Below are 22,202 nucleotides of genomic sequence, written 5' to 3' on the forward strand. Positions count from 1 at the left end.
AGGAACCCAGTGGCCAAGGCCAAGTTCGAGCGGACCAAGCCGCACGTCAACATCGGCACCATCGGGCACATCGACCACGGCAAGACCACGCTCACCGCGGCGATCACCAAGGTGCTGCACGACAAGTACCCGGACCTCAACGAGGCGTCCGCCTTCGACCAGATCGACAAGGCGCCCGAGGAGAAGGCCCGCGGCATCACGATCTCGATCGCGCACGTCGAGTACCAGACGGAGAACCGTCACTACGCGCACGTCGACTGCCCCGGTCACGCCGACTACATCAAGAACATGATCACCGGTGCGGCGCAGATGGACGGCGCCATCCTGGTGGTCGCGGCGACCGACGGCCCGATGCCGCAGACCAAGGAGCACGTCCTCCTGGCCCGCCAGGTCGGCGTCCCCTACATCGTCGTGGCGCTCAACAAGGCCGACATGGTCGACGACGAGGAGATCCTCGAGCTCGTCGAGCTCGAGGTCCGCGAGCTGCTCAGCGAGTACGAGTTCCCGGGCGACGACGTCCCCGTGGTCCGCGTCTCGGCGCTCAAGGCCCTCGAGGGCGACGCCGAGTGGGGCAACAAGCTCATGGAGCTCATGGACGCCGTCGACACGGCGATCCCCGAGCCGCAGCGTGAGATCGAGAAGCCGTTCCTCATGCCCGTCGAGGACGTCTTCACCATCACCGGTCGCGGCACCGTCGTCACCGGTCGCGTCGAGCGCGGCATCGTCAAGGTGTCGGAGACCGTCGAGATCGTCGGCATCCGCCCCACCTCGACCCAGACGACCGTCACCGGCGTCGAGATGTTCCGCAAGCTGCTCGACCAGGGCCAGGCCGGCGACAACGTCGGTCTGCTGCTGCGCGGCATCAAGCGCGAGGACGTGGAGCGCGGCCAGGTCGTCGTGAAGCCCGGCTCGATCACCCCGCACACCAACTTCGAGGGTTCGGTCTACATCCTCTCGAAGGACGAGGGTGGCCGTCACACGCCGTTCTTCAACAACTACCGTCCGCAGTTCTACTTCCGGACGACCGACGTGACCGGCGTCGTGACCCTGCCGGCCGGCACCGAGATGGTCATGCCGGGCGACAACACCGAGATGACGGTCGAGCTGATCCAGCCGATCGCCATGGAGGAGGGCCTGCGGTTCGCCATCCGTGAGGGTGGCCGCACCGTCGGTGCGGGTCGCGTCACCAAGATCCTCAAGTAACACCCTGACGGGCGGCGGCCGGTTGCGGCCGCCGCCCGTCCTCGGGTGGCCGGAGGCGCACGTGTGTGTGCACCGCCACCCATCCGCTGGGGCCAGACCGGATGACGTCCGGACGCACCCGGCGTTCCCCAGCTAGCAGAACAGCGATCGGCAGGAGCGAGAGACAGCGATGGCGGGACAGAAGATCCGCATCAGGCTGAAGGCCTACGACCACGAGGCGATCGACGCCTCGGCGCGGCGCATCGTCGACACGGTGACCAAGACCGGTGCGCGCGTCGTCGGCCCGGTGCCGCTGCCGACGGAGAAGAACGTGTACTGCGTCATCCGCTCGCCGCACAAGTACAAGGACTCGCGCGAGCACTTCGAGATGCGCACGCACAAGCGGCTCATCGACATCCTCGACCCGACGCCGAAGACGGTCGACGCGCTCATGCGCATCGACCTGCCGGCCTCGGTCGACGTGAACATCCAGTAAGGACCGAGACCAGTCATGGCGAGTACGTTCCGCGGACTCCTCGGCGAGAAGCTGGGGATGACCCAGGTCTTCGACGAGAACAACCGCATGGTGCCGGTGACCGTGGTCAAGGCCGGCCCCAACGTGGTGACGCAGGTGCGCACCCCCGAGGTCGACGGCTACTCGGCCGTCCAGCTCGGCTTCGGTGAGATCGACCCGCGCAAGGTGAACAAGCCCGAGGGCGGCCACTTCGCGAAGGCCGGCGTGACGCCGCGCCGCCACGTGGTGGAGCTGCGCACCGAGGACGCCGGTCAGTACACGACCGGCCAGGAGCTGACCGTCGACGTGTTCGACGGTGTGGCCAAGGTCGACGTCATCGGCACGAGCAAGGGCAAGGGCACCGCCGGTGTCATGAAGCGTCACGGCTTCAAGGGCCTCGGCGCGGCGCACGGCACCCAGCGCAAGCACCGGTCGCCGGGCTCCATCGGTGGCGCCTCGACCCCCGGTCGCGTGTTCAAGGGCCTCAAGATGGCCGGGCGCATGGGCGCCGTCAAGACGACGACCCTGTCGCTCGTCGTCCACAAGGTGGACACCGAGCGCGGGCTGCTGCTGATCAAGGGCGCGATCCCCGGTCCGAAGGGCGGCCTCGTGCTCGTCCGTTCGGCCGTCAAGGGCGGCCCCGTGGGGAGTGACACCAAGTGACCCAGCCGACCGCGACCGAGGGCGCGCGCGCCGACCGCCAGGTCGACGTCCGCACGCCGGCGGGGGAGACCTCCGGCAGCGTGACGCTGCCCGGTGACCTCTTCGACACCACCGCGAACGTCGCGCTGCTGCACCAGGTGGTGGTGGCCCAGCTGGCCGCCGCCCGCCAGGGCACGCACGCGACCAAGACGCGTGGCGCCGTCAGCGGTGGTGGCGTCAAGCCCTACCGCCAGAAGGGCACCGGCCGCGCCCGCCAGGGCTCCATCCGCGCGCCGCAGTTCGCCGGCGGTGGCACCGTCCACGGTCCCCAGCCGCGGGACTACTCCCAGCGCACCCCCAAGAAGATGAAGGCCGCCGCCCTGCGCGGTGCCCTCTCCGACCGGGCGCGCGAGGGCCGGGTGCACGTCGTCAGCACCTTCGTCGACGGGGACGCCCCGAAGACCAAGGCCGCCCTGGCCACGCTCGACGCGGTGACCAGCGCCAAGCGGGTGCTCGTGGTCCTCGACCGCGACGACGTCCTCAACTGGGTGAGCCTGCGCAACGAGCCGCGCGTGCACCTGATCGACGCCGGCCAGCTCAACACCTACGACGTCCTGGTCAGCGACGAGGTGGTCTTCACCGAGACCGCGCTCGCCGAGTTCGTCTCCGGCGCGCACGGCGGCAACGGCGGCACCTCGCTGGTCAAGCCCGACGTCTCCACCCACGAGACCCCCGGTGGTCTGCCCTCCATCGCCCCCGCGGTGGGCGAGGGCACCGTCGAGGTCGACAGCACCGAGGAGAAGGCATGAGCGTCCGCGACCCCCGGGACGTCCTGCTGGCGCCGGTCATCTCGGAGAAGAGCTACGGGCTGCTGGACGACAACCAGTACACGTTCGTGGTGCTGCCCGAGGCCAACAAGACCCAGATCAAGATCGCGGTCGAGCAGGTCTTCAACGTGAAGGTCCTCGCCGTGAACACGATCAACCGCCAGGGCAAGCGCAAGCGCAGCCGCGGCACGCAGATGGGCAAGCGCAAGGACACCAAGCGCGCCATCGTGTCGCTGGCCCCCGGCGACCGCATCGAGATCTTCGGTGGTCCCGGCGCCTGAGCGCCCGGGCCGTTCGGACCAGAGATAGAGGACTGAGTCAGCAATGGCTATCCGCAAGTACAAGCCGACGACGCCGGGCCGCCGTGGCTCCAGCGTCGCCGACTTCGCCGAGGTCACCCGCGACCATCCCGAGAAGTCGCTGGTCCGACCGCTGCACGGTCGCGGCGGGCGCAACGTCCACGGGAAGGTCACCGCCCGCCACCAGGGCGGCGGCCACAAGCGCGCCTACCGCGTCATCGACTTCCGTCGGGCGGACAAGGACGGCGTGCCGGCGAAGGTCGCGCACATCGAGTACGACCCGAACCGCACGTCGCGCATCGCGCTGCTGCACTTCGCCGACGGCGAGAAGCGCTACATCATCGCGCCGGCCCGCCTCAAGCAGGGCGACACGGTGGAGTGCGGCCCCGCGGCCGACATCAAGCCGGGCAACAACCTGCCGCTGCGCAACATCCCGGTCGGCACCGTGGTGCACGCCATCGAGCTGCGTCCCGGTGGCGGCGCGAAGATCGCCCGCTCGGCCGGCACCAGCGTCCAGCTGGTCGCCCGCGAGGGCCGCTTCGCCCAGCTGCGGATGCCCTCGGGCGAGATCCGCAACGTCGACGTCCGCTGCCGCGCCTCCGTCGGCGAGGTGGGCAACGCCGAGCAGTCGAACATCAACTGGGGCAAGGCCGGCCGCATGCGGTGGAAGGGCAAGCGCCCGACCGTCCGCGGTGTCGCCATGAACCCGGTGGACCACCCGCACGGTGGTGGTGAGGGCAAGACCTCCGGTGGTCGCCACCCGGTGAACCCGAAGGGCAAGCCGGAGGGCCGCACGCGCAAGCGCAAGGCCAGTGATGCCCTGATCGTGCGCCGCCGGCGCACCAACAAGAAGCGCTGAGCGGGTAGAGGAGTCCGACAGACATGCCACGCAGCCTGAAGAAGGGCCCGTTCGTCGACGACCACCTGCTCAAGAAGGTGGACGTCCAGAACGAGAAGGGCACCAAGACGGTCATCCGGACCTGGTCCCGCCGCTCGACGATCATCCCCGACATGCTCGGCCACACCATCGCCGTGCACGACGGGCGCAAGCACGTCCCGGTCTTCGTGACCGAGGCCATGGTCGGGCACAAGCTCGGCGAGTTCGCCCCGACCCGGACCTTCCGGGGTCACGTCAAGGACGACCGCCGGTCGCGGCGCGGCTGAGCCTGGTCTGAGAGAGAGACACGAGATGACTTCCCAGCTGGGTGAGGAGACGCAGGTCGCCCGGGCCGTCGCCCGCGGCGTCCGCGTCGCCCCCATGAAGGCACGGCGGGTGGTGGACCTCATCCGCTACCTGCCCACCGACGAGGCGCTGGCGCTGCTGCGGTTCGCCCCGCAGGCCGCCAGCGAGCCGGTGGCCAAGGTCGTCGCCAGCGCCGTCGCCAACGCCGAGCACAACCTCCGGCTCGACCCGGCGGCGCTCGTCGTGAGCGCGGCCTACGTCGACGAGGGCCCGACCATGAAGCGGATCCGGCCGCGCGCCCAGGGCCGCGCCTACCGCATCAACAAGCGGACCAGCCACATCACCGTCGAGGTGAGCGAGGTCGGCGCCAGCGCCGAGCTCGCCGGCAAGTCGCGCACCGCCCGCCGCCGCACCGGCCAGTCCGGCCCGGCAACGCAGCAGACGGGGCAGCAGGGCACGCAGCAGCGCTCCAACACGAGGGGAGGGACCCGCTAGTGGGTCAGAAGGTCAACCCGCACGGGTTCCGCCTGGGCATCACCACCGACTACAAGTCCCGGTGGTACGCCGACAAGCTGTACAAGGACTACGTCAAGGAAGACGTGGCCATCCGCAAGCTCATGACCAAGGGCATGGAGCGCGCCGGCATCTCGAAGGTGGAGATCGAGCGCACCCGTGACCGGGTCCGGGTCGACATCCACACCGCCCGGCCGGGCATCGTCATCGGCCGCCGCGGCGCCGAGGCCGACCGCATCCGCGGCGAGCTGGAGAAGCTCACCGGCAAGCAGGTGCAGCTGAACATCCTCGAGGTGAAGAACCCCGAGGCCGACGCGCAACTCGTGGCCCAGGCCGTGGCCGAGCAGCTGTCGAGCCGGGTCAGCTTCCGCCGTGCCATGCGCAAGGCCATGCAGTCGGCCCAGCGCAGCCCGCAGGTCAAGGGCATCCGGGTGCAGTGCTCCGGGCGCCTGGGCGGCACCGAGATGAGCCGGTCGGAGTTCTACCGCGAGGGTCGCGTGCCGCTGCACACCCTCCGGGCGAACATCGACTACGGCCTGTACGAGGCCCGCACCACCTTCGGCCGCATCGGCGTGAAGGTGTGGATCTACAAGGGCGACGTCAGCGGGTCGCGTGCCGAGCGCGAGGCCCTCGAGGCCCTCGCCGCCCGGCAGCAGCGCCGCGAGCGCCCGCAGCGGCCGCGCCGCTCGGGCTCCAGCGGCACCACCGCCGGTGGCACCGAGGCCGGCCGCGCCGCGGCCGAGTCCTCGACCGGCCCGGAGACGGCGGCCGACACCACGGCCGCCGAGAGCACCGTGGCCGTGACCTCGGGTGAGATCGCGCCCGAGCAGACCGTCGCCGAGGCCGCCGGCCCCGAGGGGACCGCCGCGGCCGAGTCGACCGCGACCGAGACGACGGAGGGCTGACACGTGCTGATCCCACGGCGCGTCAAGCACCGCAAGCAGCACCACCCGGGCCGCTCCGGCCGGGCCAAGGGCGGCACCGAGATCAACTTCGGTGAGTACGCCATCCAGGCCCTGGAGCCGGCCTACGTGACGAACCGGCAGATCGAGTCCGCCCGTATCGCCATGACCCGCCACATCCGCCGTGGCGGCAAGGTGTGGATCTCGATCTACCCCGACCGTCCGCTCACCAAGAAGCCGGCCGAGACCCGCATGGGTTCCGGCAAGGGCTCGCCCGAGTGGTGGGTGGCCAACGTCAAGCCCGGCCGCGTCATGTTCGAGCTGTCGGGTGTGTCCGAGCCCGTGGCCCGCGAGGCCATGCGCCGCGCCATCCACAAGCTGCCCATGAAGTGCCGCTTCATCACGCGCGAAGGAGAGGTGTGATGGCCGCCGGTCTGACCGCCCCGGAGCTGCGCGAGCTCTCGGCCGACGAGCTCGCCACGCGGCTGCGTGAGCACAAGGAAGAACTGTTCAACCTGCGGTTCCAGGTGGCCACGGGCCAGCTGGACAACAACCGGCGACTGCAGACCGTGCGCCGCGACATCGCCCGGATCTACACGATCATGCGCGAGCGCGAGCTCGGTCTCTCGGTCGCCCCGAACGAGGGTGTGGCATGAGCGAGACCGACAACGCCGCTGTCGCCAGCGGCCCCGGCCTGGCCGGTCGTGGGTACCGCAAGGTCCGCGAGGGCCTCGTCGTCAGCGACAAGATGGACAAGACCATCGTCGTCGAGGTCGAGGACCGCGTGAAGCACGGCCTCTACGGCAAGGTCCTGCGCCGCACGAGCAAGCTCAAGGCCCACGACGAGCAGGGGGTCGCCGGCATCGGTGACCGCGTGCAGATCATGGAGACCCGACCGCTGTCGGCCACCAAGCGGTGGCGGCTGGTCGAGGTCATCGAGCGCGCCAAGTAGGACCCGTCCGGGGTCCGGCCGGCTCCTGTGACCCACGCCCTCCGGGGCGGGTCCCGGGACCGGGTACCCTGGACGACTGGCGCCCCTCCGGGTGAGCGCCACATCCCGGTACCCGTGTCGGACGCACCGGCGGCAAGCGCTGCCGGTGCGTCCGCACGTGGGTGCCGGACAGCCGGTTCACCGTTCCGGCCCGGCTGTCACCACTGAGATTGGGAGTAGGACGTGATCCAGCAGGAGTCGCGGCTCCGGGTCGCCGACAACACCGGTGCGAAGGAGATCCTCTGCATCCGGGTGCTCGGCGGGTCCGGGCGGCGCTATGCGGGCATCGGCGACGTGATCGTCGGCACCGTGAAGGACGCCATCCCCGGCGCCGGTGTCAAGAAGGGCGACGTCGTCAAGGCCGTCGTCGTGCGCACGGCCAAGGAGCGTCGTCGTCCCGACGGCTCCTACATCCGCTTCGACGAGAACGCCGCGGTGATCATCCGCGACAGCGGCGACCCGCGCGGTACCCGCATCTTCGGCCCCGTGGGCCGCGAGCTGCGTGACAAGCGCTTCATGCGGATCATCTCGCTGGCCCCGGAGGTGCTCTGACCATGGCCGAGAACAAGAAGACGCCGTCCATGAAGGTGAAGAAGGGCGACACCGTCGTGGTGCTCGCCGGCAAGGACAAGGGCGCCCGAGGCCGCGTGATCGCCGCCTACCCCAAGCTGCAGAAGGTCCTCGTCGAGGGCGTCGGCCGGGTGAAGAAGCACACCCGCATCAGCTCGAACCAGCGGGGCGCGCAGCAGGGCGGCATCGTCACGCAGGAGGCTCCCATCCACGTGAGCAACGTGATGGTGATCGACTCCGACGGCACGCCGACCCGGGTCGGCCACCGCAAGGACGAGGAAGGCCGCAGCATCCGGGTGTCGCGGCGGACCGGTAAGGACCTCTGACGATGACTGCACCCACCCGTGAGCTCCCGCGCCTGCTGGCGCACTACCGGGACTCGATCGCCCCGGCCCTGCAGGACGAGTTCGGCTACGAGAACGTCATGCAGATCCCGCGGCTGACGAAGATCGTCGTCAACATGGGCGTCGGCGAGGCCACCCGCGACGCCAAGCTGATGGACGGCGCGGTCCGCGACCTCACCGCCATCACCGGCCAGCGTCCGGCCGTCGTCCGGGCCCGGAAGTCCATCGCGCAGTTCAAGCTGCGCGAGGGCATGCCCATCGGCGCCAAGGTCACCCTGCGCGGCGACCGCATGTGGGAGTTCCTCGACCGGCTCCTCGCGCTGGCCCTGCCCCGCATCCGCGACTTCCGCGGCCTGAACGCCAAGCAGTTCGACGGGCACGGCAACTACACCTTCGGCCTGACCGAGCAGTCCATGTTCCGCGAGATCGACGTCGACAAGATCGACCGGCCGCGCGGCATGGACATCACGCTGGTCACCACCGCCACGAACGACGAGGAGGGTCGCGAGCTGCTCCGCCTCCTGGGCTTCCCGTTCGCCGGCCAGACCGTCGTCACCACCATCCGCTGAGCCGGGCACCGGACAGAGGAGCAGGGAGACACCGAGATGGCCAAGAAGGCGCTCATCAACAAGGCGGCCCGCAAGCCCAAGTTCGCGGTCCGCGGCTACACCCGCTGCCAGCGGTGCGGTCGTCCGCACTCCGTCTTCCGCAAGTTCGGCCTGTGCCGGATCTGCCTGCGGGAGATGGCGCACGCCGGCGAGCTGCCCGGCGTGGCCAAGTCCAGCTGGTAGTCGCACGTCCCCGCCCCGCGCTGACCGCGCGGGGCGGGACCACAGCACCACCCGGTCGCCGAGAGGCCCACGCGAGGGACGCGTGCGGAACCGCGGCGAGAGAGGCACGACACCCATGACGATGACCGACCCGATCGCGGACATGCTCACGCGGCTGCGCAACGCGAACACGGCCTACCACGACTCGGCGGCCATGCCGTCGTCGAAGCTCAAGACGCACATCGCCGAGATCCTCCAGCAGGAGGGCTACATCGCCGGCTGGCGCGTCGACGAGGTCGAGAAGGACGGCTCCACCCGCAAGGAGCTCGTGATCGACCTGAAGTACGGCCCGAACCGCGAGCGCAGCATCGCCGGGGTGCGCCGGGTGTCCAAGCCGGGCCTGCGGGTCTACGCGAAGTCGAACGCACTGCCCAAGGTGCTCGGCGGTCTCGGGGTGGCGATCATCTCGACCTCCACCGGGCTGCTGACCGACCGGCAGGCGAACAAGAAGGGCGTGGGCGGGGAAGTCCTCGCCTACGTCTGGTAAGAGGAGCGAGCGAGATGTCACGGATCGGACGACTGCCGATTCCGGTGCCCGGTGGCGTCGACGTCACCATCGACGGCCAGACGGTCAGCGTGAAGGGCCCCAAGGGCACCCTGGCCCACACCGTCGCGACGCCGATCACCGTCGACCGCACCGACGACGGCACCCTGAGCGTCCAGCGGCCCGACGACGAGCGCGAGAGCCGGGCCCTGCACGGTCTGTCCCGCACCCTGATCGCCAACATGATCACCGGGGTGACCGAGGGCTACACCAAGACCCTCGAGATCGTCGGCGTCGGCTACCGCGTCCAGGCCCGCGGGTCGGACCTGGAGTTCGCCCTCGGCTACAGCCACCCGGTGCCCGTGCGCGCGCCGGAGGGCATCACCTTCACCGTCGAGTCGCCGACCCGCCTGCGGGTCACCGGCATCGACAAGCAGCAGGTCGGCCAGGTGGCCGCCAACATCCGCAAGCTGCGCCGGCCTGACCCGTACAAGGGCAAGGGCGTCCGCTACCAGGGCGAGGTCGTCAAGCGCAAGGTCGGGAAGACGGGTAAGTGATGGCACAGACCAGTTCACAGAGCGGGGCCACGGGGGCCCGGGTGCACACGCCCGTCGGCACCGACATCAGCACCGCGCGCCGCGTCTCGCGGCTGCGCCGCCACAACCGGCTCCGCAAGCGCGTGGCCGGTACGGCGGAGCGTCCGCGCCTGGTGGTCAACCGCAGCTCGCGGCACATCCACGTCCAGGTCGTCGACGACACCGTCGGCCGTACGCTGGTGAGCGCCTCGACGCTGGACGCCAGCCTGCGGCAGGCCGAGGGCGACAAGTCCGCCCTGGCCCGCCGGGTCGGGACCCTGGTCGCCGAGCGTGCCCAGGCCGCCGGCATCACCAAGGTCGTCTTCGACCGGGGTGGCAACCGCTACCAGGGCCGCATCGCCGCGCTCGCCGACGGTGCACGAGAGGGCGGGCTGGACTTCTGATGACCAGCACCGCCAACCAGCAGATCGAGAGGGACGTCTGATGCCAGGACCACAGCGACGCGGCGGCGGCGCCGGCGGCGGCAACGACCGCCGCGACCGTCGTGACGGCGGGCGGGGGCCCGGCGGCGCGCCTGCCGAGAAGAGCAACTTCATCGAGCGCGTGGTGGCCATCAACCGCGTGTCGAAGGTCGTCAAGGGCGGTCGGCGCTTCAGCTTCACCGCGCTGGTGATCGTCGGCGACGGTGACGGCACCGTGGGCGTCGGCTACGGCAAGGCCAAGGAGGTGCCCGCGGCCATCGCCAAGGGCGTCGAGGAGGCCAAGAAGCACTTCTACAAGGTGCCCCGCATCGCCAGCACCATCCCGCACCCGGTGCAGGGTGAGGCGGCGGCCGGCGTCGTGCTGCTCAAGCCGGCCAGCCCCGGTACCGGTGTCATCGCCGGTGGCCCGGTGCGTGCCGTGCTCGAGTGCGCGGGCATCCACGACGTGCTCTCGAAGAGCCTCGGCTCGTCGAACCCGATCAACATCGTGCACGCCACCATGCAGGCGCTGAAGGACCTCGTCCGCCCCGAGGAGATCGCCGCCCGTCGCGGGCTGCCCCTCGAGGACGTCGCCCCCGCGGCCATGCTGCGGGCGCGTGCGGGTCAGGGGGTCTGACATGGCGCAGCTGAAGGTCACCCAGGTCCGGTCGGCGATCGGCTCGAAGCCCAACCAGCGGCAGACGCTGCGCTCGCTGGGCCTCAAGCGGATCCACGACACGGTCGTGCAGGAGGACCGTCCCGAGATCCGCGGGATGGTCGCCACGGTGACGCACCTCGTCACCGTCGAAGAGATCTGAGCAGGGACCCCTCATGACCATCAAGATCCACCACCTGCGTCCGGCCCCGGGCGCCCACACCCCCAAGACGCGAGTCGGCCGTGGTGAGGGCTCCAAGGGCAAGACCGCCGGTCGCGGCACCAAGGGCACCGGGGCGCGTGGCAACACCTCCGCGCGCTTCGAGGGCGGCCAGACGCCGCTGCACATGCGGCTGCCCAAGATGTCGGGCTTCAAGAACCCGAACCGGGTCGTGTTCCAGGTCGTCAACCTCGACCGGATCGCGGCGCTGTTCCCCCAGGGCGGGCACGTCGACCCCGACAGCCTCGCCACCGCCGGCGCCGTCCGCCGGGGCCAGCCGGTGAAGGTCCTCGGGACCGGTGACCTGGGCGGTGTCCAGGTCACGGTGCACGCGCACGCCTTCTCCGCCTCCGCCGCCGAGAAGATCGCCGCGGCCGGGGGCAGCACCACCCGCATCTGACCGCCGACGACCCCCGGGGCGCACCAGCGCCGCGGGGGTCGTCTGCTGTCCGGCCCGGCGCTCCGCGCGCGGGCCGGGGGAGCCGTCCGCCCCGCCGTCCCGGTCCCCACCGGAGGGGGAGGGGTGTGACCGGCGCGACCCCCACCGTTGCTAACCTCATCCGACCGAGCAGGGGAGGGCACGTGCTGCAGGCGTTCGCCGCGGCGTTCCGGACGCCAGACCTCCGGCGAAAGTTGCTGTTCTCCCTGGCGATGATCGCCGTCTACCGGCTCGGCGCCTCGGTGCCCGGGCCGGGCGTCTCCGTCCAGGCGATCAACAGCTGCCTCGAGCAGGCCCAGGCGGGCAGCCAGCGCGACGTCTACTCGCTGGTGAACCTGTTCTCCGGCGGTGCGCTGCTGCGGCTGTCGATCTTCGCGCTGGGCATCATGCCGTACATCACGGCCAGCATCATCGTGCAGCTGCTGGTGGTGGTGATCCCGCGCTTCGAGCAGCTGAAGAAGGAAGGGCAGTCGGGCCAGCAGAAGCTGACCCAGTACACCCGCTACCTGACGATCGCCCTGGCGATCCTGCAGAGCACCGGGATCATCGCACTGGCCCGCAGCGGCCAGCTGTTCCCCGGCTGCCAGCAGGACATCATCCCGTCCGACAGCATCTGGACGACGGTCATCCTGGTCGTCGCCCTGACCGCCGGCACCGCGGTGATCATGTGGCTCGGCGAGCTGCTCACCGAGAAGGGGATCGGCAACGGCATGTCCGTGCTGATCTTCACCTCGATCGCCGCGCGCATCCCGGCCGAGGGCGGCTCGATCCTGCAGACCCGCGGCGGCGTCGTCTTCGCCGTCGTCTGCGCCTTCGCCCTGCTGATCATCGGCGCGGTCATCTACGTCGAGCAGGCGCAGCGCCGCATCCCGGTGCAGTACGCCAAGCGCATGGTCGGCCGCCGCATGTACGGCGGGACGTCGACCTACCTGCCGCTGAAGGTCAACCAGGCCGGCGTCATCCCGGTCATCTTCGCCTCGTCGCTGCTGTACCTGCCGCAGCTGATCACCCAGCTGCAGGGCGACGAGACCGGACCGGTCCGGCAGTTCTTCGAGAACTACGTCATCGACCAGAGCAGCCCGGTGCACGTGGCGCTCTACTTCGGCCTGATCGTGTTCTTCACGTACTTCTACGTGTCGATCACCTTCAACCCCGAGGAGCGGGCCGACGACATGAAGCGCTACGGCGGCTTCATCCCCGGCATCCGCCCGGGCCGGCCGACGGCGGAGTACCTCCAGTACGTGCTGTCCCGGATCACCCTGCCCGGGTCGATCTACCTGGGGATCGTCGCGGTGCTGCCCAACTTCTTCCTGTCGATCACGCAGCAGGGAGCCAACCAGAACTTCCCGTTCGGGGGGACCGCAGTGCTGATCATGGTGGGAGTGGGCTTGGAGACCGTGAAGCAGATCGAGACGCAGCTCAACCAGCGCAACTACGAAGGGTTCCTGAAGTAGTGCGCATCGTGCTGCTGGGTCCGCCCGGTGCCGGCAAGGGCACCCAGGCCCAGGTCATCGCCGGCCAGCTCGCCGTCCCCGCCATCTCCACCGGGGACATCTTCCGCGCCAACGTCAGCGGTCAGACCGAGCTGGGCCTGAAGGCGAAGACCTTCATGGACGCCGGTGACCTGGTGCCCGACGAGATCACCGTGGCCATGGTCAAGGACCGGCTGGCCGAGCCGGACGCGAAGGCCGGTTTCCTGCTCGACGGCTTCCCCCGGACCATCCCCCAGGCCGAGCAGCTGCGGGCCTCCCTCGAGGAGCTGGGGCAGGCCCTCGACCGCGTCGTGGAGCTCGTCGTCGACGAGGACGAGCTGGTGCGCCGGCTCTCCGGCCGCCGGATGCTCGTCGACGGCGAGTGGGTGCAGCGCGACGACGACAAGCCCGAGACCGTCCGGCGCCGCCTGGAGGTCTACCGGGAACAGACGGCGCCACTGTCGGGGTTCTACGACGGCGAGGGGCTGCTGTCGCGCATCGACGCGATCGGCTCCGTCGAGGAGGTCACCGCCCGGGTGATGACCGCCCTGGGCCGGTCCCCGCAGCCCGGGCAGCCGAGCGACAGCTGAGGGGACGGCGCCGCCGATGTCGGCCGGGATCCTGACCCGCCTCCCGCTGCTGGCGAAGTGGAGTGGACGCATGATCCAGATCAAGACACCGCACGAGATCGAGCTCATGCGCGGTGCCGGGCTCGTCGTCGCGCGGGCGATCGGCGCCGTCCGGGCAGCCGTGCGGCCCGGCGTGACGACCGGCGAGCTCGACGCGATCGCCGAGGACACGATCCGGTCGGCCGGGGCGATCCCGTCGTTCCTGGGCTACCACGGCTTCACCGGCAGCATCTGCGCCTCGATCAACGACGAGGTCGTCCACGGCATCCCGAACCCGGAGCGGACGCTCGCCGAGGGCGACAACATCTCCATCGACTGCGGCGCCATCCTCCAGGGGTGGCACGGCGACTCCGCCGTAACCATCACCGTCGGCCCGCCGTCGGCCGAGGACGCCGCGCTGATCGACGTCACCGAGCGCAGCATGTGGGCCGGCCTCGCGCGCGCCGTCGCCGGCGGCCGGCTGACCGACATCAGCGCCGCCGTCGAGGAGGTCGTCACCGGCGAGCAGCACGCCTACGGCATCGTCGACCACTACGGCGGGCACGGCATCGGCACCGAGATGCACCAGGACCCGCACGTCCTCAACTACGGCCGGGCCGGCCGCGGCCCCAAGCTGGTGCCGGGTCTGGCCCTGGCCATCGAGCCGATGGTCACCGTCGGCGATCCCGCCACCGTCGAGCTCGAGGACGGCTGGACGGTCGTCACCAAGGACGGCTCGCGCGCCGCGCACTTCGAGCACACCGTCGCCATCACCCCCGAGGGCCCGTGGGTCCTCACGGCGGAGGACGGCGGCGTCGCGGGGCTGGCGCCCTTCGGGATCACCCCCCGCACCTGAGCCCGCCCTGCTCCACGGCGGGCCCGGTGTGACCAGGACCGGGTTGGATCGCCGTCCACAGGCGGGGTACAGTGGCCGTTGGCGCTCGCGCCGTCCTGTCGTCGTGCTGTGGCCGCGCGATGCGGGACGCCCTCGCGGGAGTGTCTGCACCACCTGATCTGCATCCACCGTGTGCGTCCCGGGCCGGGCTCCGGCGTGGGCGCACGCGACTCCGGCACCACACCACCAGCACCACCGAGTCAGGGAGGCCGTGTAGGGCATGGCGAAGAAGGACGGGGCCATCGAGGTCGAGGGTCGCGTCGTCGAGCCGCTGCCCAACGCGATGTTCCGGGTCGAGCTGCAGAACGGGCACCGGGTGCTCGCCCACATCAGCGGCAAGATGCGTCAGCACTACATCCGCATCCTGCCCGAGGACCGCGTCGTCGTGGAGCTCTCGCCCTACGACCTGACCCGCGGTCGCATCGTCTACCGCTACAAGTGACCGCCGCCGGTGCGGGGCACCTCCGGGTGCCGCGCGGGCGGCCATCGATCGACAGGAATGAGGGGCGGCACCGGTGAAGGTCCAGCCGTCGGTGAAGAAGATCTGCGACAAGTGCAAGGTGATCCGCCGGCACGGCCGGGTCATGGTCATCTGCGACAACGCCCGCCACAAGCAGCGGCAGGGCTGAGGGAGTACCTGAGACATGGCACGACTGGCCGGCGTCGACCTGCCCCGCGACAAGCGGATGGAGGTCGCGCTCACCTACATCTACGGGATCGGCAAGACCCACGCCAAGGAGACCCTGACGGCGACCGGCGTCAGCCCGGACCTGCGCGTCCGGGACCTCTCCGACGAGGACCTGCTGCGCCTGCGCGACTACATCGACGAGCACTTCCGCGTCGAGGGTGACCTGCGCCGCGAGGTGGCCGCCGACATCCGCCGCAAGGTGGAGATCGGCTGCTACCAGGGCCTGCGGCACCGTCGTGGACTGCCCGTCCACGGTCAGCGCACCCGTACCAACGCGCGCTCGAGCAAGGGCCCGCGCAAGACCATCGCCGGCAAGAAGAAGGCCGGCAAGAAGTAAGCCGCGCAGCGGCCCGCCGTGGCGACCCGTGAGGGCGGGAGCGGCGGGCTGCGCGTGTGTTTCCAGGCCATACGTCAGAAGGAACCGGAGAGACATGCCTCCCAGGGCTCGCGCCGCGGCTGGTGCCAAGAAGGTCCGCCGCAAGGAGAAGAAGAACGTCGCCCACGGCGCCGCGCACATCAAGAGCACGTTCAACAACACGATCGTGTCGATCACCGACCCGACCGGGAACGTCATCAGCTGGGCCTCCGCCGGCCACGTCGGCTTCAAGGGCTCGCGCAAGTCGACGCCGTTCGCTGCGCAGATGGCCGCCGAGAACGCCGCGCGCAAGGCCCAGGAGCACGGCATGCGCAAGGTCGACGTCTTCGTGAAGGGCCCGGGTTCGGGCCGTGAGACCGCGATCCGCTCCCTGCAGGCCACCGGCCTCGAGGTCGGGCAGATCCAGGACGTGACCCCCCAGCCGCACAACGGCTGCCGCCCGAAGAAGCGCCGCCGGGTCTGACCGGCCACTGACGAGACGAACGAGGAGTACCTGACGTGGCCCGTTACGCCGGAGCCGACTGCCGCATGTGCCGGCGCGAGAAGATGAAGCTGTTCCTCAAGGGCAGCAAGTGCGAGTCCCCGAAGTGCCCGATCGAGATCCGGCCGTACCCGCCGGGCGAGCACGGCCGGGGCCGCAGCAAGGACAGCGAGTACCTCCTGCAGCTGCGCGAGAAGCAGAAGGCCCGCCGCATCTACGGCGTCCTCGAGAAGCAGTTCCGCGGCTACTACGAGGAGGCCAACCGCAAGACGGGCAAGACCGGTGAGGTCCTGCTGCAGATCCTCGAGTCGCGCCTGGACAACGTCGTGTACCGGGCCGGCTGGGGCGAGAGCCGCGACATGGCCCGCCAGCTGGTCAAGCACGGCCACATCCGCGTGAACGGCCGCAAGGTCGACATCCCGTCCTACCGGGTCAGCGCGAACGACATCGTCGAGGTCGCCGAGAAGTCGCGGCGGATGGTGCCCTTCGAGATCGCCCAGGCCCGCGCCGGCGAGCGTCCCGTGCCGCCGTGGCTCGAGGTCATCAGCGGCCAGCTGCGCGCCGTCGTGCACAGCGTCCCGGCCCGCCAGGTGATCGACACCCCGGTCCAGGAGCAGCTGATCGTCGAGCTCTACTCCAAGTAAGGGCTCGCAGCACCACCTGCACCGGCGCACCACCTGCACCACCCGGCCCCGGCGGGCGGACCGATGTCCGCCGGGGCCCGCACCACCCCCCTCACGGCGTCATATGGCGGTCGCCGGAGGACCCGAAGGAGAACACCCATGCTCATCGCACAGCGTCCGACGCTGACCGAGGAGACCATCTCCGAGCAGCGCTCGCGGTTCGTCATCGAGCCGCTGGAGCCCGGCTTCGGCTACACCCTCGGCAACTCGCTGCGCCGCACCCTCCTGTCGTCGATCCCCGGCGCTGCTGTCACCAGCATCCGGATCGAGGGCACCCTGCACGAGTTCACGACCGTGCCCGGGGTCAAGGAGGACGTCACCGAGATCATCCTGAACCTCAAGGGCCTCGTGGTCAGCTCCGACTCCGACGAGCCGGTGACCATGTACCTGCGCAAGCAGGGCCCCGGTGAGGTCACCGCCGCCGACATCGCGCCCCCGGCCGGTGTCGAGGTGCACAACCCCGACCTGCACATCGCGACCCTCAACGGCAAGGGCCGCCTCGAGATCGAGCTGGTGGTCGAGCGGGGCCGCGGGTACGTCCCGGCGCCGCAGAACAAGCAGCCCGGCCAGGAGATCGGCCGCATCCCGGTCGACTCGATCTACTCGCCGGTCCTCAAGGTCACCTACGCCGTCGAGGCCACCCGCGTCGAGCAGCGCACCGACTTCGACCGCCTCGTGGTCGACGTCGAGACCAAGCCGTCGATCGCCCCGCGGGACGCCATCGCCTCCGCCGGCTCCACGCTGGTCGAGCTGTTCGGCCTGCTGCGCGAGCTCAACGTCGACGCCGAGGGCATCGAGGTCGGCCCCAGCCCGGCCGAGGCCGCCGACATCGCGAACTTCTCGATGCCGATCGAGGACATGGACCTCACCGTCCGGTCCTACAACTGCCTCAAGCGCGAGGGTGTGCACACCGTCGGCGAGCTGGTCACCCGCTCGGAGGCCGACCTGCTCGACATCCGCAACTTCGGGGCCAAGTCGATCGACGAGGTCAAGATGAAGCTGGCGGCCATGGGCCTGGCGCTCAAGGACAGCCCGCCCGGGTTCATCCCGACCTCGGTCGAGAGCTACGACGAGGGCTACGAGACCGACGCCTACCACGGCACCGCCGAGTTCGGCACGGAGTACGGGCAGGTCCAGTACGACGACGGCTCCTACCAGGAGACCGAGCAGCTCTGAGGAAGGACCCCGCTGCCCCCACCGCTCGCGAGCTCGCGGCGGGACCCTGCAGCGGGGCCGGGCCGGGCGGCGGGCCACCCGCCGCTCGGCCGGGCCGGTGTCCACGGCACCGGCAGCGCCCGCCACACTGAGAACAGCGACGACAGCACCACCTGGTAGCAGCCGGCGAACGCCCCGCCCGGCCGCCTGAGGAAGGACCGACATGCCCACCCCCACCAAGGGCCCCCGTCTCGGCGGCTCCTCCGCCCACGAGCGGCTGATGCTGGCCAACCTGGCCACGTCGCTGTTCGAGCACGGGCGGATCACCACCACCGAGGCGAAGGCGAAGCGGCTGCGCCCGTACGCCGAGAAGCTCGTCACCTTCGCCAAGCGCGGTGACCTGCACGCCCGCCGGCAGGTCATGACGGTCATCCGGGACAAGGACGTCGTCCACCACCTGTTCGCCGAGATCGGCCCGCGCTACGAGAACCGGCCCGGCGGCTACACCCGCATCACCAAGGTCGGTCCGCGCAAGGGCGACAACGCCCCCATGGCCGTCATCGAGCTGGTCGAGGCCCTGACCGTCGGCCAGCAGGCGGTCGGCGAGGCCGAGCGCGCCCGCGGCACCCGCTTCGCCTCCGGCGCCGGCGCGGCCTCCGCCTCCGGCGAGGTCACCGCGGACGCCATCGAGGCCGCCGACGTCGACACCGGGGCGGACGACGCCGAGGTCGCCGACGCGGTGGACGCTCCCGTGGCCGGCGAGACGTCCGACGAGACCACCGAGGTCGTGGCCGCCGACGCCGAGACCCCGGGCGACGCCGAGGACGCGGACGGCACCAAGTGAGCGAGCAGCCCGGCCAGGGCGGCGACGCCGGCGCTGCCGGGGTCTCCGCCGGGGGCGGGGACCAGGGCGCGACGTTCGTGGGCGAGACCACCGGTCCCGGCGGCGACACCTCGCCGGCCGTCACCGCGGGGAACGTCGACCCGGAGGCGCAGGAGATCGTCACCGATCTCTACAACCCCGACGGGGAGCGTCAGGACGACGCGGACGTGACCCCCGAGCCGCGGGCGGAGAACCTGGCCGTGGTCGAGGACCCCGTGCTGTCGCCGGACGTGGCCGCTGCGGCGGCCGCCGAGATCGAGGCGGCCGAGATCGGCGACGCCGCCACCGCGGGCACCCACGCTCCCGGCGGCGAGTCCGCGCCCGACCCGCAGTAGTCCCCTGGACACCCAGCACCACCACGACGAGCCCGCCCCCGCCCCCGGGGGCGGGCTCGTCCGTCTCCGGCTGGCCGTGGCCTACGACGGGACGGACTTCTCCGGCTGGGCCCGCCAGCCGGGCCGGCGCACCGTGCAGCACGAGCTGGAGGCCGCGCTGGCCACCGTGCTGCGGACACCGGTCGCCCTGACGGTGGCCGGGCGGACCGACGCCGGGGTCCACGCCACCGGCCAGGTCGCGCACGCCGACGTCCCGCGCGCGGCCTGGGAGGACCAGCGCGAGCGCCTGGTGCGCCGGCTGCGCGGGCTGCTGCCGCCCGACGTCGCCGTCCCCGCGGTCACGGAGGCGCCGCCCGGCTTCGACGCGCGCTTCGGGGCGCTGGCGCGGCACTACGCCTACCGGCTGACCGACACCGACGCCGGGCCGCCGCCGCTGCGCCGTGCGGACACCGTCGGCTGGCCCCGCCGGCTCGACGTCGCCGCCATGGACGCCGCCGCGCGCCGGATGACCGGCCGGCACGACTTCGCCGCCTTCTGCCGCCGCCGGGAGGGGGCCACGACCGTCCGCACGCTGCTGGAGCTGGCGGTGGCCCGCGACGGCGACGTCGTGACCGTCACGGCGTCGGCCGACGCCTTCTGCCACTCGATGGTGCGCAGCCTCGTCGGCGCTCTGCTCGCCGTCGGGGAGGGCCGCCGGGCGCCGGAGTGGCCGGCCGGCCTGCTCGCCCGCCGCCAGCGGGCCGACGAGGTCGTGGTCGCCCCGCCGGGCGGGCTGACCCTGCTGGGGGTGGACTACCCGCCCGACGCCGACCTCGCCGCCCGCGCGCTCGTGACCCGGGCGCTGCGCACCTAGGGGAGCGCGGCGACCGCCTCGGCGACCGGGGTGTCGCCGGAGACCAGCTCCACGACCTCGTCCTTCTTGCCGGCGTCGAGCAGGGCGAGCAGCACCGCGGCGACGTCGTCGCGGGGGACCTCGCCGTACTCGACCCCGTGCTCCAGGCGCACACGGCCGGTGCCCGGCTCGTCGGTCAGGCGCCCGGGGCGCACGATCACCACGTCGAGGGCCGTGCGGGGCAGGACGACGTCCTCGGCGCGGAGCTTGGCCTGCAGGTAGACGGCGAAGACGGGGTCCATCCCCTTCGGCGTCCCCTGCCGCGCCTGCTCGACGCCCATCGAGGACACGAGCAGGTACGGGCGGACGCCGGCGCGTTCCGCGGCGTCGGCCAGCAGGACGGCGGCGCCGTGGTCGACGGTGTGCTTGCGCGCCTCGCCGCTGTTCGGGCCGGCGCCGGCCGCGAAGACGACCGCGTCGGCGCCGCGCACCACCTCGGCGACGTCGTCGACGGAGGCGGACTCCAGGTCCAGCACCGCGGGGGTGACGCCGTCGGCCTCGAGGTCCGCGGTGTGGTCGGGGTTGCGGACGATGCCGACGACGGTGTCCCCGCGACCGGTGAGCAGCCGGCCGAGGCGGCGGGCGACCTGGCCGTGGGCTCCGGCGATGACGACGCGCATGCGCCGCCCCTACCCCCGGGCCCGGCGCGTCACCCGCTGGCGGCGGCGCGGGCGCGGGCCAGGTCGGCGGGGGTGTCGCAGTCGGTCCAGGGCGGCGGCGTCCCCGGCTCGCGGGCGGGGGAGTGCCGGGTGACCGACACCCGGGCCACCACCCGGCGCACCGGCACGGGACCGTCGGCGCCGCGCAGGGCCGCGCGCAGCGCAGCGGTCCGCCAGACGCCCAGCAGGTACTGGTCGCGGCCCGCGTCGTCGACCACCAGGACGCCGTCGGCCGTGAGCCCGGCCCGCAGGTCGGCGACCAGGCCGGGTGTCACGAACGGCAGGTCGCCGGCGAGCACCGCGACGACGTCGGCGTCCACGGCGGCCAGCCCCGCACGCATCGCGGCGACGGGGCCGCCGCCGGGCGGCTGCTCCCGGACCACCCGGACGCCGGCGGGCACCGGCTGCGGGGGGCCCACGACGACCCGCGGCGCGGCGTCGGCGACCGCGGCGAGCACCGCCTCGAGCATCGTGCGGCCGCCGACCTCGAGCTGCGGCTTCGCCCGCCCGCCCAGTCGCGCCGCGCGACCGCCGGCGAGCACCACCGCCGCGTAGGGCGGGAGCGGGTGCGGCGCGGTCACGGACCGACCGTAGGGGCCGGGCGTGGGTACCGTCCCCCATCGTGGGACGAGTCACCAGCCGCACCCCGGTGCTCCGCATCCGGGGCCCCGTGCGCACCACCCGACCCGACACCGTGGCCGCGGAGGAGCCGCTGGAGATCCGCCTGAACGGGTCGCCGCTGGCGGTCACCATGCGCACGCCGGGCGCGGACTTCGACCTCGTGCACGGCTTCCTCGCCACCGAGGGCGTCATCGCCGGCATCGACGACGTCGCCGGGCTGCGCTACTGCAACAGCGTCGACGACGAGGGCCGCAACACCTACAACGTCGTCGACGTGGACCTGGCGCCGGGCGTGCAGCCGCCGGACACCGCCCTGGACCGCAACTTCCTGACCTCGAGCTCCTGCGGCGTCTGCGGCAAGGCCAGCATCGACGCGATCCGCACGCGCACCCGTCACGACGTGGCCGCCGACGCCACCCGCCTGGAGCTGGCCACCCTGCTGGCGCTGCCCGACCGGCTGCGCGCGGCGCAGGAGGTGTTCACCAAGACCGGCGGGCTGCACGCGGCCGGGCTGTTCACCGCCGACGGTGAGCTCGTGGTGCTGCGCGAGGACGTCGGCCGGCACAACGCGGTGGACAAGGTCATCGGCGACGCGCTGCGCGCCGGCCGCGTGCCGCTGGCGGGGCACGTGCTGATGGTGAGCGGGCGGGCGAGCTTCGAGCTCACCCAGAAGGCGGCGATGGCCGGCATCCCGGTGCTCGCGGCGGTGTCGGCGCCGTCGTCGCTGGCGGTGGAGCTGGCCGCCGACGTCGGCATCACGCTGGTCGGCTTCCTGCGCGGCGACGGCTGCAACGTCTACACCCGCCAGGAGCGCCTCGTGCTCCCGGACTAGAGCGGCGGGAGCGGGGCCGGGAGGCCGACG

37 protein-coding genes are annotated in these 22,202 nt (G+C 71.7%); 35 read left to right on the forward strand and 2 right to left on the reverse strand.

Features of this window, described 5'->3' with window-relative positions:
* Positions 1-9: 9 nt before the first annotated feature.
* The 34 genes from tuf to truA all read left to right on the forward strand — a co-directional run bounded on the left by tuf (position 10) and on the right by truA (position 20,021).
* The gene (gene tuf / locus JD79_RS09490; protein ID WP_110005312.1) at positions 10-1,203 is read left to right on the forward strand and encodes an elongation factor Tu; all 1,194 of its coding nucleotides are present in this window, start codon (positions 10-12) and stop codon (positions 1,201-1,203) included.
* 169 nt (positions 1,204-1,372) lie between these two features.
* Positions 1,373-1,678 carry a 30S ribosomal protein S10 gene (rpsJ, locus tag JD79_RS09495; protein ID WP_014742859.1) on the forward strand — a complete coding sequence of 102 codons (306 nt, stop codon included), beginning with the start codon at positions 1,373-1,375 and terminating at the stop codon, positions 1,676-1,678.
* 15 nt (positions 1,679-1,693) lie between these two features.
* Positions 1,694-2,359, forward strand: a complete 666-nt coding sequence (gene rplC, locus JD79_RS09500) for a 50S ribosomal protein L3 (protein WP_110005313.1) — start codon at positions 1,694-1,696, stop codon at positions 2,357-2,359.
* The gene (gene rplD, locus JD79_RS09505; RefSeq protein ID WP_110005314.1) at positions 2,356-3,147 is read left to right on the forward strand and encodes a 50S ribosomal protein L4; all 792 of its coding nucleotides are present in this window, start codon (positions 2,356-2,358) and stop codon (positions 3,145-3,147) included. The genes rplC and rplD overlap by 4 nt, the downstream gene beginning before the upstream one ends.
* Complete coding sequence (gene rplW, locus JD79_RS09510) at positions 3,144-3,446, forward strand: 50S ribosomal protein L23 (RefSeq protein ID WP_110005315.1); 303 nt, start codon at positions 3,144-3,146, stop codon at positions 3,444-3,446. The genes rplD and rplW overlap by 4 nt, the downstream gene beginning before the upstream one ends.
* Positions 3,447-3,489: 43 nt before the next feature.
* Complete coding sequence (gene rplB / locus JD79_RS09515) at positions 3,490-4,323, forward strand: 50S ribosomal protein L2 (protein ID WP_110005316.1); 834 nt, start codon at positions 3,490-3,492, stop codon at positions 4,321-4,323.
* 23 nt (positions 4,324-4,346) lie between these two features.
* Positions 4,347-4,628 carry a 30S ribosomal protein S19 gene (rpsS, locus tag JD79_RS09520; protein ID WP_073421347.1) on the forward strand — a complete coding sequence of 94 codons (282 nt, stop codon included), beginning with the start codon at positions 4,347-4,349 and terminating at the stop codon, positions 4,626-4,628.
* 25 nt (positions 4,629-4,653) lie between these two features.
* Positions 4,654-5,142: a 50S ribosomal protein L22 gene (gene rplV, locus JD79_RS09525; RefSeq protein WP_110005317.1), complete on the forward strand. Its 489-nt coding sequence runs from the start codon at positions 4,654-4,656 to the stop codon at positions 5,140-5,142.
* The gene (gene rpsC / locus JD79_RS09530; protein WP_110005318.1) at positions 5,142-6,065 is read left to right on the forward strand and encodes a 30S ribosomal protein S3; all 924 of its coding nucleotides are present in this window, start codon (positions 5,142-5,144) and stop codon (positions 6,063-6,065) included. The genes rplV and rpsC overlap by 1 nt, the downstream gene beginning before the upstream one ends.
* Positions 6,066-6,068: 3 nt before the next feature.
* Positions 6,069-6,485, forward strand: coding sequence for a 50S ribosomal protein L16 (gene rplP / locus JD79_RS09535; RefSeq protein WP_093578195.1), 417 nt, complete (start codon positions 6,069-6,071; stop codon positions 6,483-6,485).
* On the forward strand, positions 6,485-6,718 hold the full coding sequence (gene rpmC / locus JD79_RS09540) for a 50S ribosomal protein L29 (protein ID WP_093578194.1): 234 nt from the start codon (positions 6,485-6,487) through the stop codon (positions 6,716-6,718). The genes rplP and rpmC overlap by 1 nt, the downstream gene beginning before the upstream one ends.
* Positions 6,715-7,014 carry a 30S ribosomal protein S17 gene (rpsQ, locus tag JD79_RS09545; protein ID WP_110005319.1) on the forward strand — a complete coding sequence of 100 codons (300 nt, stop codon included), beginning with the start codon at positions 6,715-6,717 and terminating at the stop codon, positions 7,012-7,014. Before rpmC ends, rpsQ begins: the two co-directional genes overlap by 4 nt.
* Positions 7,015-7,236: 222 nt before the next feature.
* Positions 7,237-7,605 (forward strand): 50S ribosomal protein L14, encoded by a 369-nt coding sequence (gene rplN / locus JD79_RS09550; protein ID WP_073421359.1) that lies wholly within the window; start codon positions 7,237-7,239, stop codon positions 7,603-7,605.
* Positions 7,606-7,607: 2 nt separating this feature from the next.
* A complete protein-coding gene (gene rplX, locus JD79_RS09555; protein WP_425454170.1) occupies positions 7,608-7,949 on the forward strand; it encodes a 50S ribosomal protein L24 in 342 nt (113 codons plus the stop codon).
* A gap of 2 nt (positions 7,950-7,951) precedes the next feature.
* Complete coding sequence (gene rplE, locus JD79_RS09560; protein WP_211307919.1) at positions 7,952-8,536, forward strand: 50S ribosomal protein L5; 585 nt, start codon at positions 7,952-7,954, stop codon at positions 8,534-8,536.
* A gap of 36 nt (positions 8,537-8,572) precedes the next feature.
* Positions 8,573-8,758, forward strand: coding sequence for a type Z 30S ribosomal protein S14 (locus JD79_RS09565; RefSeq protein ID WP_093578191.1), 186 nt, complete (start codon positions 8,573-8,575; stop codon positions 8,756-8,758).
* Positions 8,759-8,879: 121 nt separating this feature from the next.
* Positions 8,880-9,284 carry a 30S ribosomal protein S8 gene (gene rpsH / locus JD79_RS09570; RefSeq protein ID WP_425454171.1) on the forward strand — a complete coding sequence of 135 codons (405 nt, stop codon included), beginning with the start codon at positions 8,880-8,882 and terminating at the stop codon, positions 9,282-9,284.
* A 14-nt stretch (positions 9,285-9,298) separates the two neighbouring features.
* Positions 9,299-9,838 carry a 50S ribosomal protein L6 gene (gene rplF, locus JD79_RS09575; RefSeq protein ID WP_110005322.1) on the forward strand — a complete coding sequence of 180 codons (540 nt, stop codon included), beginning with the start codon at positions 9,299-9,301 and terminating at the stop codon, positions 9,836-9,838.
* Between the two features lie 41 nt (positions 9,839-9,879).
* A complete protein-coding gene (gene rplR / locus JD79_RS09580) occupies positions 9,880-10,260 on the forward strand; it encodes a 50S ribosomal protein L18 (RefSeq protein WP_425454172.1) in 381 nt (126 codons plus the stop codon).
* A 40-nt stretch (positions 10,261-10,300) separates the two neighbouring features.
* On the forward strand, positions 10,301-10,915 hold the full coding sequence (gene rpsE / locus JD79_RS09585; RefSeq protein WP_072919083.1) for a 30S ribosomal protein S5: 615 nt from the start codon (positions 10,301-10,303) through the stop codon (positions 10,913-10,915).
* Between the two features lies 1 nt (position 10,916).
* The gene (rpmD, locus tag JD79_RS09590; protein WP_110005323.1) at positions 10,917-11,096 is read left to right on the forward strand and encodes a 50S ribosomal protein L30; all 180 of its coding nucleotides are present in this window, start codon (positions 10,917-10,919) and stop codon (positions 11,094-11,096) included.
* A 13-nt stretch (positions 11,097-11,109) separates the two neighbouring features.
* On the forward strand, positions 11,110-11,553 hold the full coding sequence (gene rplO, locus JD79_RS09595) for a 50S ribosomal protein L15 (protein ID WP_110005324.1): 444 nt from the start codon (positions 11,110-11,112) through the stop codon (positions 11,551-11,553).
* A gap of 182 nt (positions 11,554-11,735) precedes the next feature.
* Positions 11,736-13,046, forward strand: coding sequence for a preprotein translocase subunit SecY (secY, locus tag JD79_RS09600; protein WP_110005325.1), 1,311 nt, complete (start codon positions 11,736-11,738; stop codon positions 13,044-13,046).
* Between the two features lie 8 nt (positions 13,047-13,054).
* A complete protein-coding gene (locus tag JD79_RS09605) occupies positions 13,055-13,654 on the forward strand; it encodes an adenylate kinase (protein WP_425454173.1) in 600 nt (199 codons plus the stop codon).
* A gap of 70 nt (positions 13,655-13,724) precedes the next feature.
* The gene (gene map, locus JD79_RS09610) at positions 13,725-14,528 is read left to right on the forward strand and encodes a type I methionyl aminopeptidase (protein ID WP_110007588.1); all 804 of its coding nucleotides are present in this window, start codon (positions 13,725-13,727) and stop codon (positions 14,526-14,528) included.
* A gap of 259 nt (positions 14,529-14,787) precedes the next feature.
* Positions 14,788-15,009 carry a translation initiation factor IF-1 gene (infA, locus tag JD79_RS09615; RefSeq protein WP_012950459.1) on the forward strand — a complete coding sequence of 74 codons (222 nt, stop codon included), beginning with the start codon at positions 14,788-14,790 and terminating at the stop codon, positions 15,007-15,009.
* 73 nt (positions 15,010-15,082) lie between these two features.
* Complete coding sequence (gene rpmJ / locus JD79_RS09620; protein ID WP_012950458.1) at positions 15,083-15,196, forward strand: 50S ribosomal protein L36; 114 nt, start codon at positions 15,083-15,085, stop codon at positions 15,194-15,196.
* 15 nt (positions 15,197-15,211) lie between these two features.
* A complete protein-coding gene (rpsM, locus tag JD79_RS09625; protein WP_093578184.1) occupies positions 15,212-15,592 on the forward strand; it encodes a 30S ribosomal protein S13 in 381 nt (126 codons plus the stop codon).
* A 94-nt stretch (positions 15,593-15,686) separates the two neighbouring features.
* Positions 15,687-16,094 (forward strand): 30S ribosomal protein S11, encoded by a 408-nt coding sequence (gene rpsK, locus JD79_RS09630; protein ID WP_012950456.1) that lies wholly within the window; start codon positions 15,687-15,689, stop codon positions 16,092-16,094.
* A 35-nt stretch (positions 16,095-16,129) separates the two neighbouring features.
* Positions 16,130-16,756, forward strand: coding sequence for a 30S ribosomal protein S4 (gene rpsD / locus JD79_RS09635; protein ID WP_091108653.1), 627 nt, complete (start codon positions 16,130-16,132; stop codon positions 16,754-16,756).
* A gap of 138 nt (positions 16,757-16,894) precedes the next feature.
* Positions 16,895-17,971 (forward strand): DNA-directed RNA polymerase subunit alpha, encoded by a 1,077-nt coding sequence (locus JD79_RS09640; protein ID WP_110005327.1) that lies wholly within the window; start codon positions 16,895-16,897, stop codon positions 17,969-17,971.
* Between the two features lie 202 nt (positions 17,972-18,173).
* On the forward strand, positions 18,174-18,794 hold the full coding sequence (rplQ, locus tag JD79_RS24500) for a 50S ribosomal protein L17 (RefSeq protein WP_110005328.1): 621 nt from the start codon (positions 18,174-18,176) through the stop codon (positions 18,792-18,794).
* Entirely contained in the window at positions 18,791-19,168 is a 378-nt protein-coding gene (locus tag JD79_RS09650) for a hypothetical protein (RefSeq protein ID WP_110005329.1), read from the forward strand. The genes rplQ and JD79_RS09650 overlap by 4 nt, the downstream gene beginning before the upstream one ends.
* A 76-nt stretch (positions 19,169-19,244) precedes the next feature.
* Positions 19,245-20,021 (forward strand): tRNA pseudouridine(38-40) synthase TruA, encoded by a 777-nt coding sequence (truA, locus tag JD79_RS09655; protein WP_245899977.1) that lies wholly within the window; start codon positions 19,245-19,247, stop codon positions 20,019-20,021.
* Here truA and JD79_RS09660 read toward each other — a convergent pair.
* Positions 20,018-20,680 (reverse strand): NAD(P)H-binding protein, encoded by a 663-nt coding sequence (locus JD79_RS09660; RefSeq protein ID WP_110005331.1) that lies wholly within the window; start codon positions 20,678-20,680, stop codon positions 20,018-20,020. The two genes, truA and JD79_RS09660, sit on opposite strands and share 4 nt — an antisense overlap.
* Positions 20,681-20,709: 29 nt before the next feature.
* Entirely contained in the window at positions 20,710-21,300 is a 591-nt protein-coding gene (gene mobA, locus JD79_RS09665; protein WP_110005332.1) for a molybdenum cofactor guanylyltransferase, read from the reverse strand.
* Positions 21,301-21,341: 41 nt separating this feature from the next.
* Between mobA and fdhD the strand changes: the two genes are divergently transcribed.
* Entirely contained in the window at positions 21,342-22,172 is an 831-nt protein-coding gene (gene fdhD, locus JD79_RS09670) for a formate dehydrogenase accessory sulfurtransferase FdhD (protein WP_110005333.1), read from the forward strand.
* Positions 22,173-22,202: the final 30 nt, after the last annotated feature.

The organism is Geodermatophilus normandii, assembly GCF_003182485.1.
Taxonomy (GTDB): Bacteria; Actinomycetota; Actinomycetes; order Mycobacteriales; family Geodermatophilaceae; genus Geodermatophilus; species Geodermatophilus normandii.

Excerpts from the sequence above, each read along its gene's own strand:
- rpsS (WP_073421347.1), top strand. The coding sequence starts at position 4,347 with ATGCCACGCAGCCTGAAGAAGGGCCCGTTCGTCGACGACCACCTGCTC.
- rpsJ (WP_014742859.1), top strand. The coding sequence starts at position 1,373 with ATGGCGGGACAGAAGATCCGCATCAGGCTGAAGGCCTACGACCACGAG.
- infA (WP_012950459.1), top strand. The coding sequence starts at position 14,788 with ATGGCGAAGAAGGACGGGGCCATCGAGGTCGAGGGTCGCGTCGTCGAG.
- rplC (WP_110005313.1), top strand. The coding sequence starts at position 1,694 with ATGGCGAGTACGTTCCGCGGACTCCTCGGCGAGAAGCTGGGGATGACC.
- rplX (WP_425454170.1), top strand. The coding sequence starts at position 7,608 with ATGGCCGAGAACAAGAAGACGCCGTCCATGAAGGTGAAGAAGGGCGAC.
- rplW (WP_110005315.1), top strand. The coding sequence starts at position 3,144 with ATGAGCGTCCGCGACCCCCGGGACGTCCTGCTGGCGCCGGTCATCTCG.
- rplB (WP_110005316.1), top strand. The coding sequence starts at position 3,490 with ATGGCTATCCGCAAGTACAAGCCGACGACGCCGGGCCGCCGTGGCTCC.
- JD79_RS09640 (WP_110005327.1), top strand. The coding sequence starts at position 16,895 with ATGCTCATCGCACAGCGTCCGACGCTGACCGAGGAGACCATCTCCGAG.
- JD79_RS09660 (WP_110005331.1), bottom strand. The coding sequence starts at position 20,680 with ATGCGCGTCGTCATCGCCGGAGCCCACGGCCAGGTCGCCCGCCGCCTC.
- rpsQ (WP_110005319.1), top strand. The coding sequence starts at position 6,715 with ATGAGCGAGACCGACAACGCCGCTGTCGCCAGCGGCCCCGGCCTGGCC.
- rpsH (WP_425454171.1), top strand. The coding sequence starts at position 8,880 with ATGACCGACCCGATCGCGGACATGCTCACGCGGCTGCGCAACGCGAAC.
- rplQ (WP_110005328.1), top strand. The coding sequence starts at position 18,174 with ATGCCCACCCCCACCAAGGGCCCCCGTCTCGGCGGCTCCTCCGCCCAC.
- map (WP_110007588.1), top strand. The coding sequence starts at position 13,725 with ATGATCCAGATCAAGACACCGCACGAGATCGAGCTCATGCGCGGTGCC.
- rpmD (WP_110005323.1), top strand. The coding sequence starts at position 10,917 with ATGGCGCAGCTGAAGGTCACCCAGGTCCGGTCGGCGATCGGCTCGAAG.
- rplE (WP_211307919.1), top strand. The coding sequence starts at position 7,952 with ATGACTGCACCCACCCGTGAGCTCCCGCGCCTGCTGGCGCACTACCGG.
- JD79_RS09565 (WP_093578191.1), top strand. The coding sequence starts at position 8,573 with ATGGCCAAGAAGGCGCTCATCAACAAGGCGGCCCGCAAGCCCAAGTTC.
- rpsM (WP_093578184.1), top strand. The coding sequence starts at position 15,212 with ATGGCACGACTGGCCGGCGTCGACCTGCCCCGCGACAAGCGGATGGAG.
- rplF (WP_110005322.1), top strand. The coding sequence starts at position 9,299 with ATGTCACGGATCGGACGACTGCCGATTCCGGTGCCCGGTGGCGTCGAC.
- rpmC (WP_093578194.1), top strand. The coding sequence starts at position 6,485 with ATGGCCGCCGGTCTGACCGCCCCGGAGCTGCGCGAGCTCTCGGCCGAC.
- rplV (WP_110005317.1), top strand. The coding sequence starts at position 4,654 with ATGACTTCCCAGCTGGGTGAGGAGACGCAGGTCGCCCGGGCCGTCGCC.
- rpsE (WP_072919083.1), top strand. The coding sequence starts at position 10,301 with ATGCCAGGACCACAGCGACGCGGCGGCGGCGCCGGCGGCGGCAACGAC.
- rplO (WP_110005324.1), top strand. The coding sequence starts at position 11,110 with ATGACCATCAAGATCCACCACCTGCGTCCGGCCCCGGGCGCCCACACC.
- rpsK (WP_012950456.1), top strand. The coding sequence starts at position 15,687 with ATGCCTCCCAGGGCTCGCGCCGCGGCTGGTGCCAAGAAGGTCCGCCGC.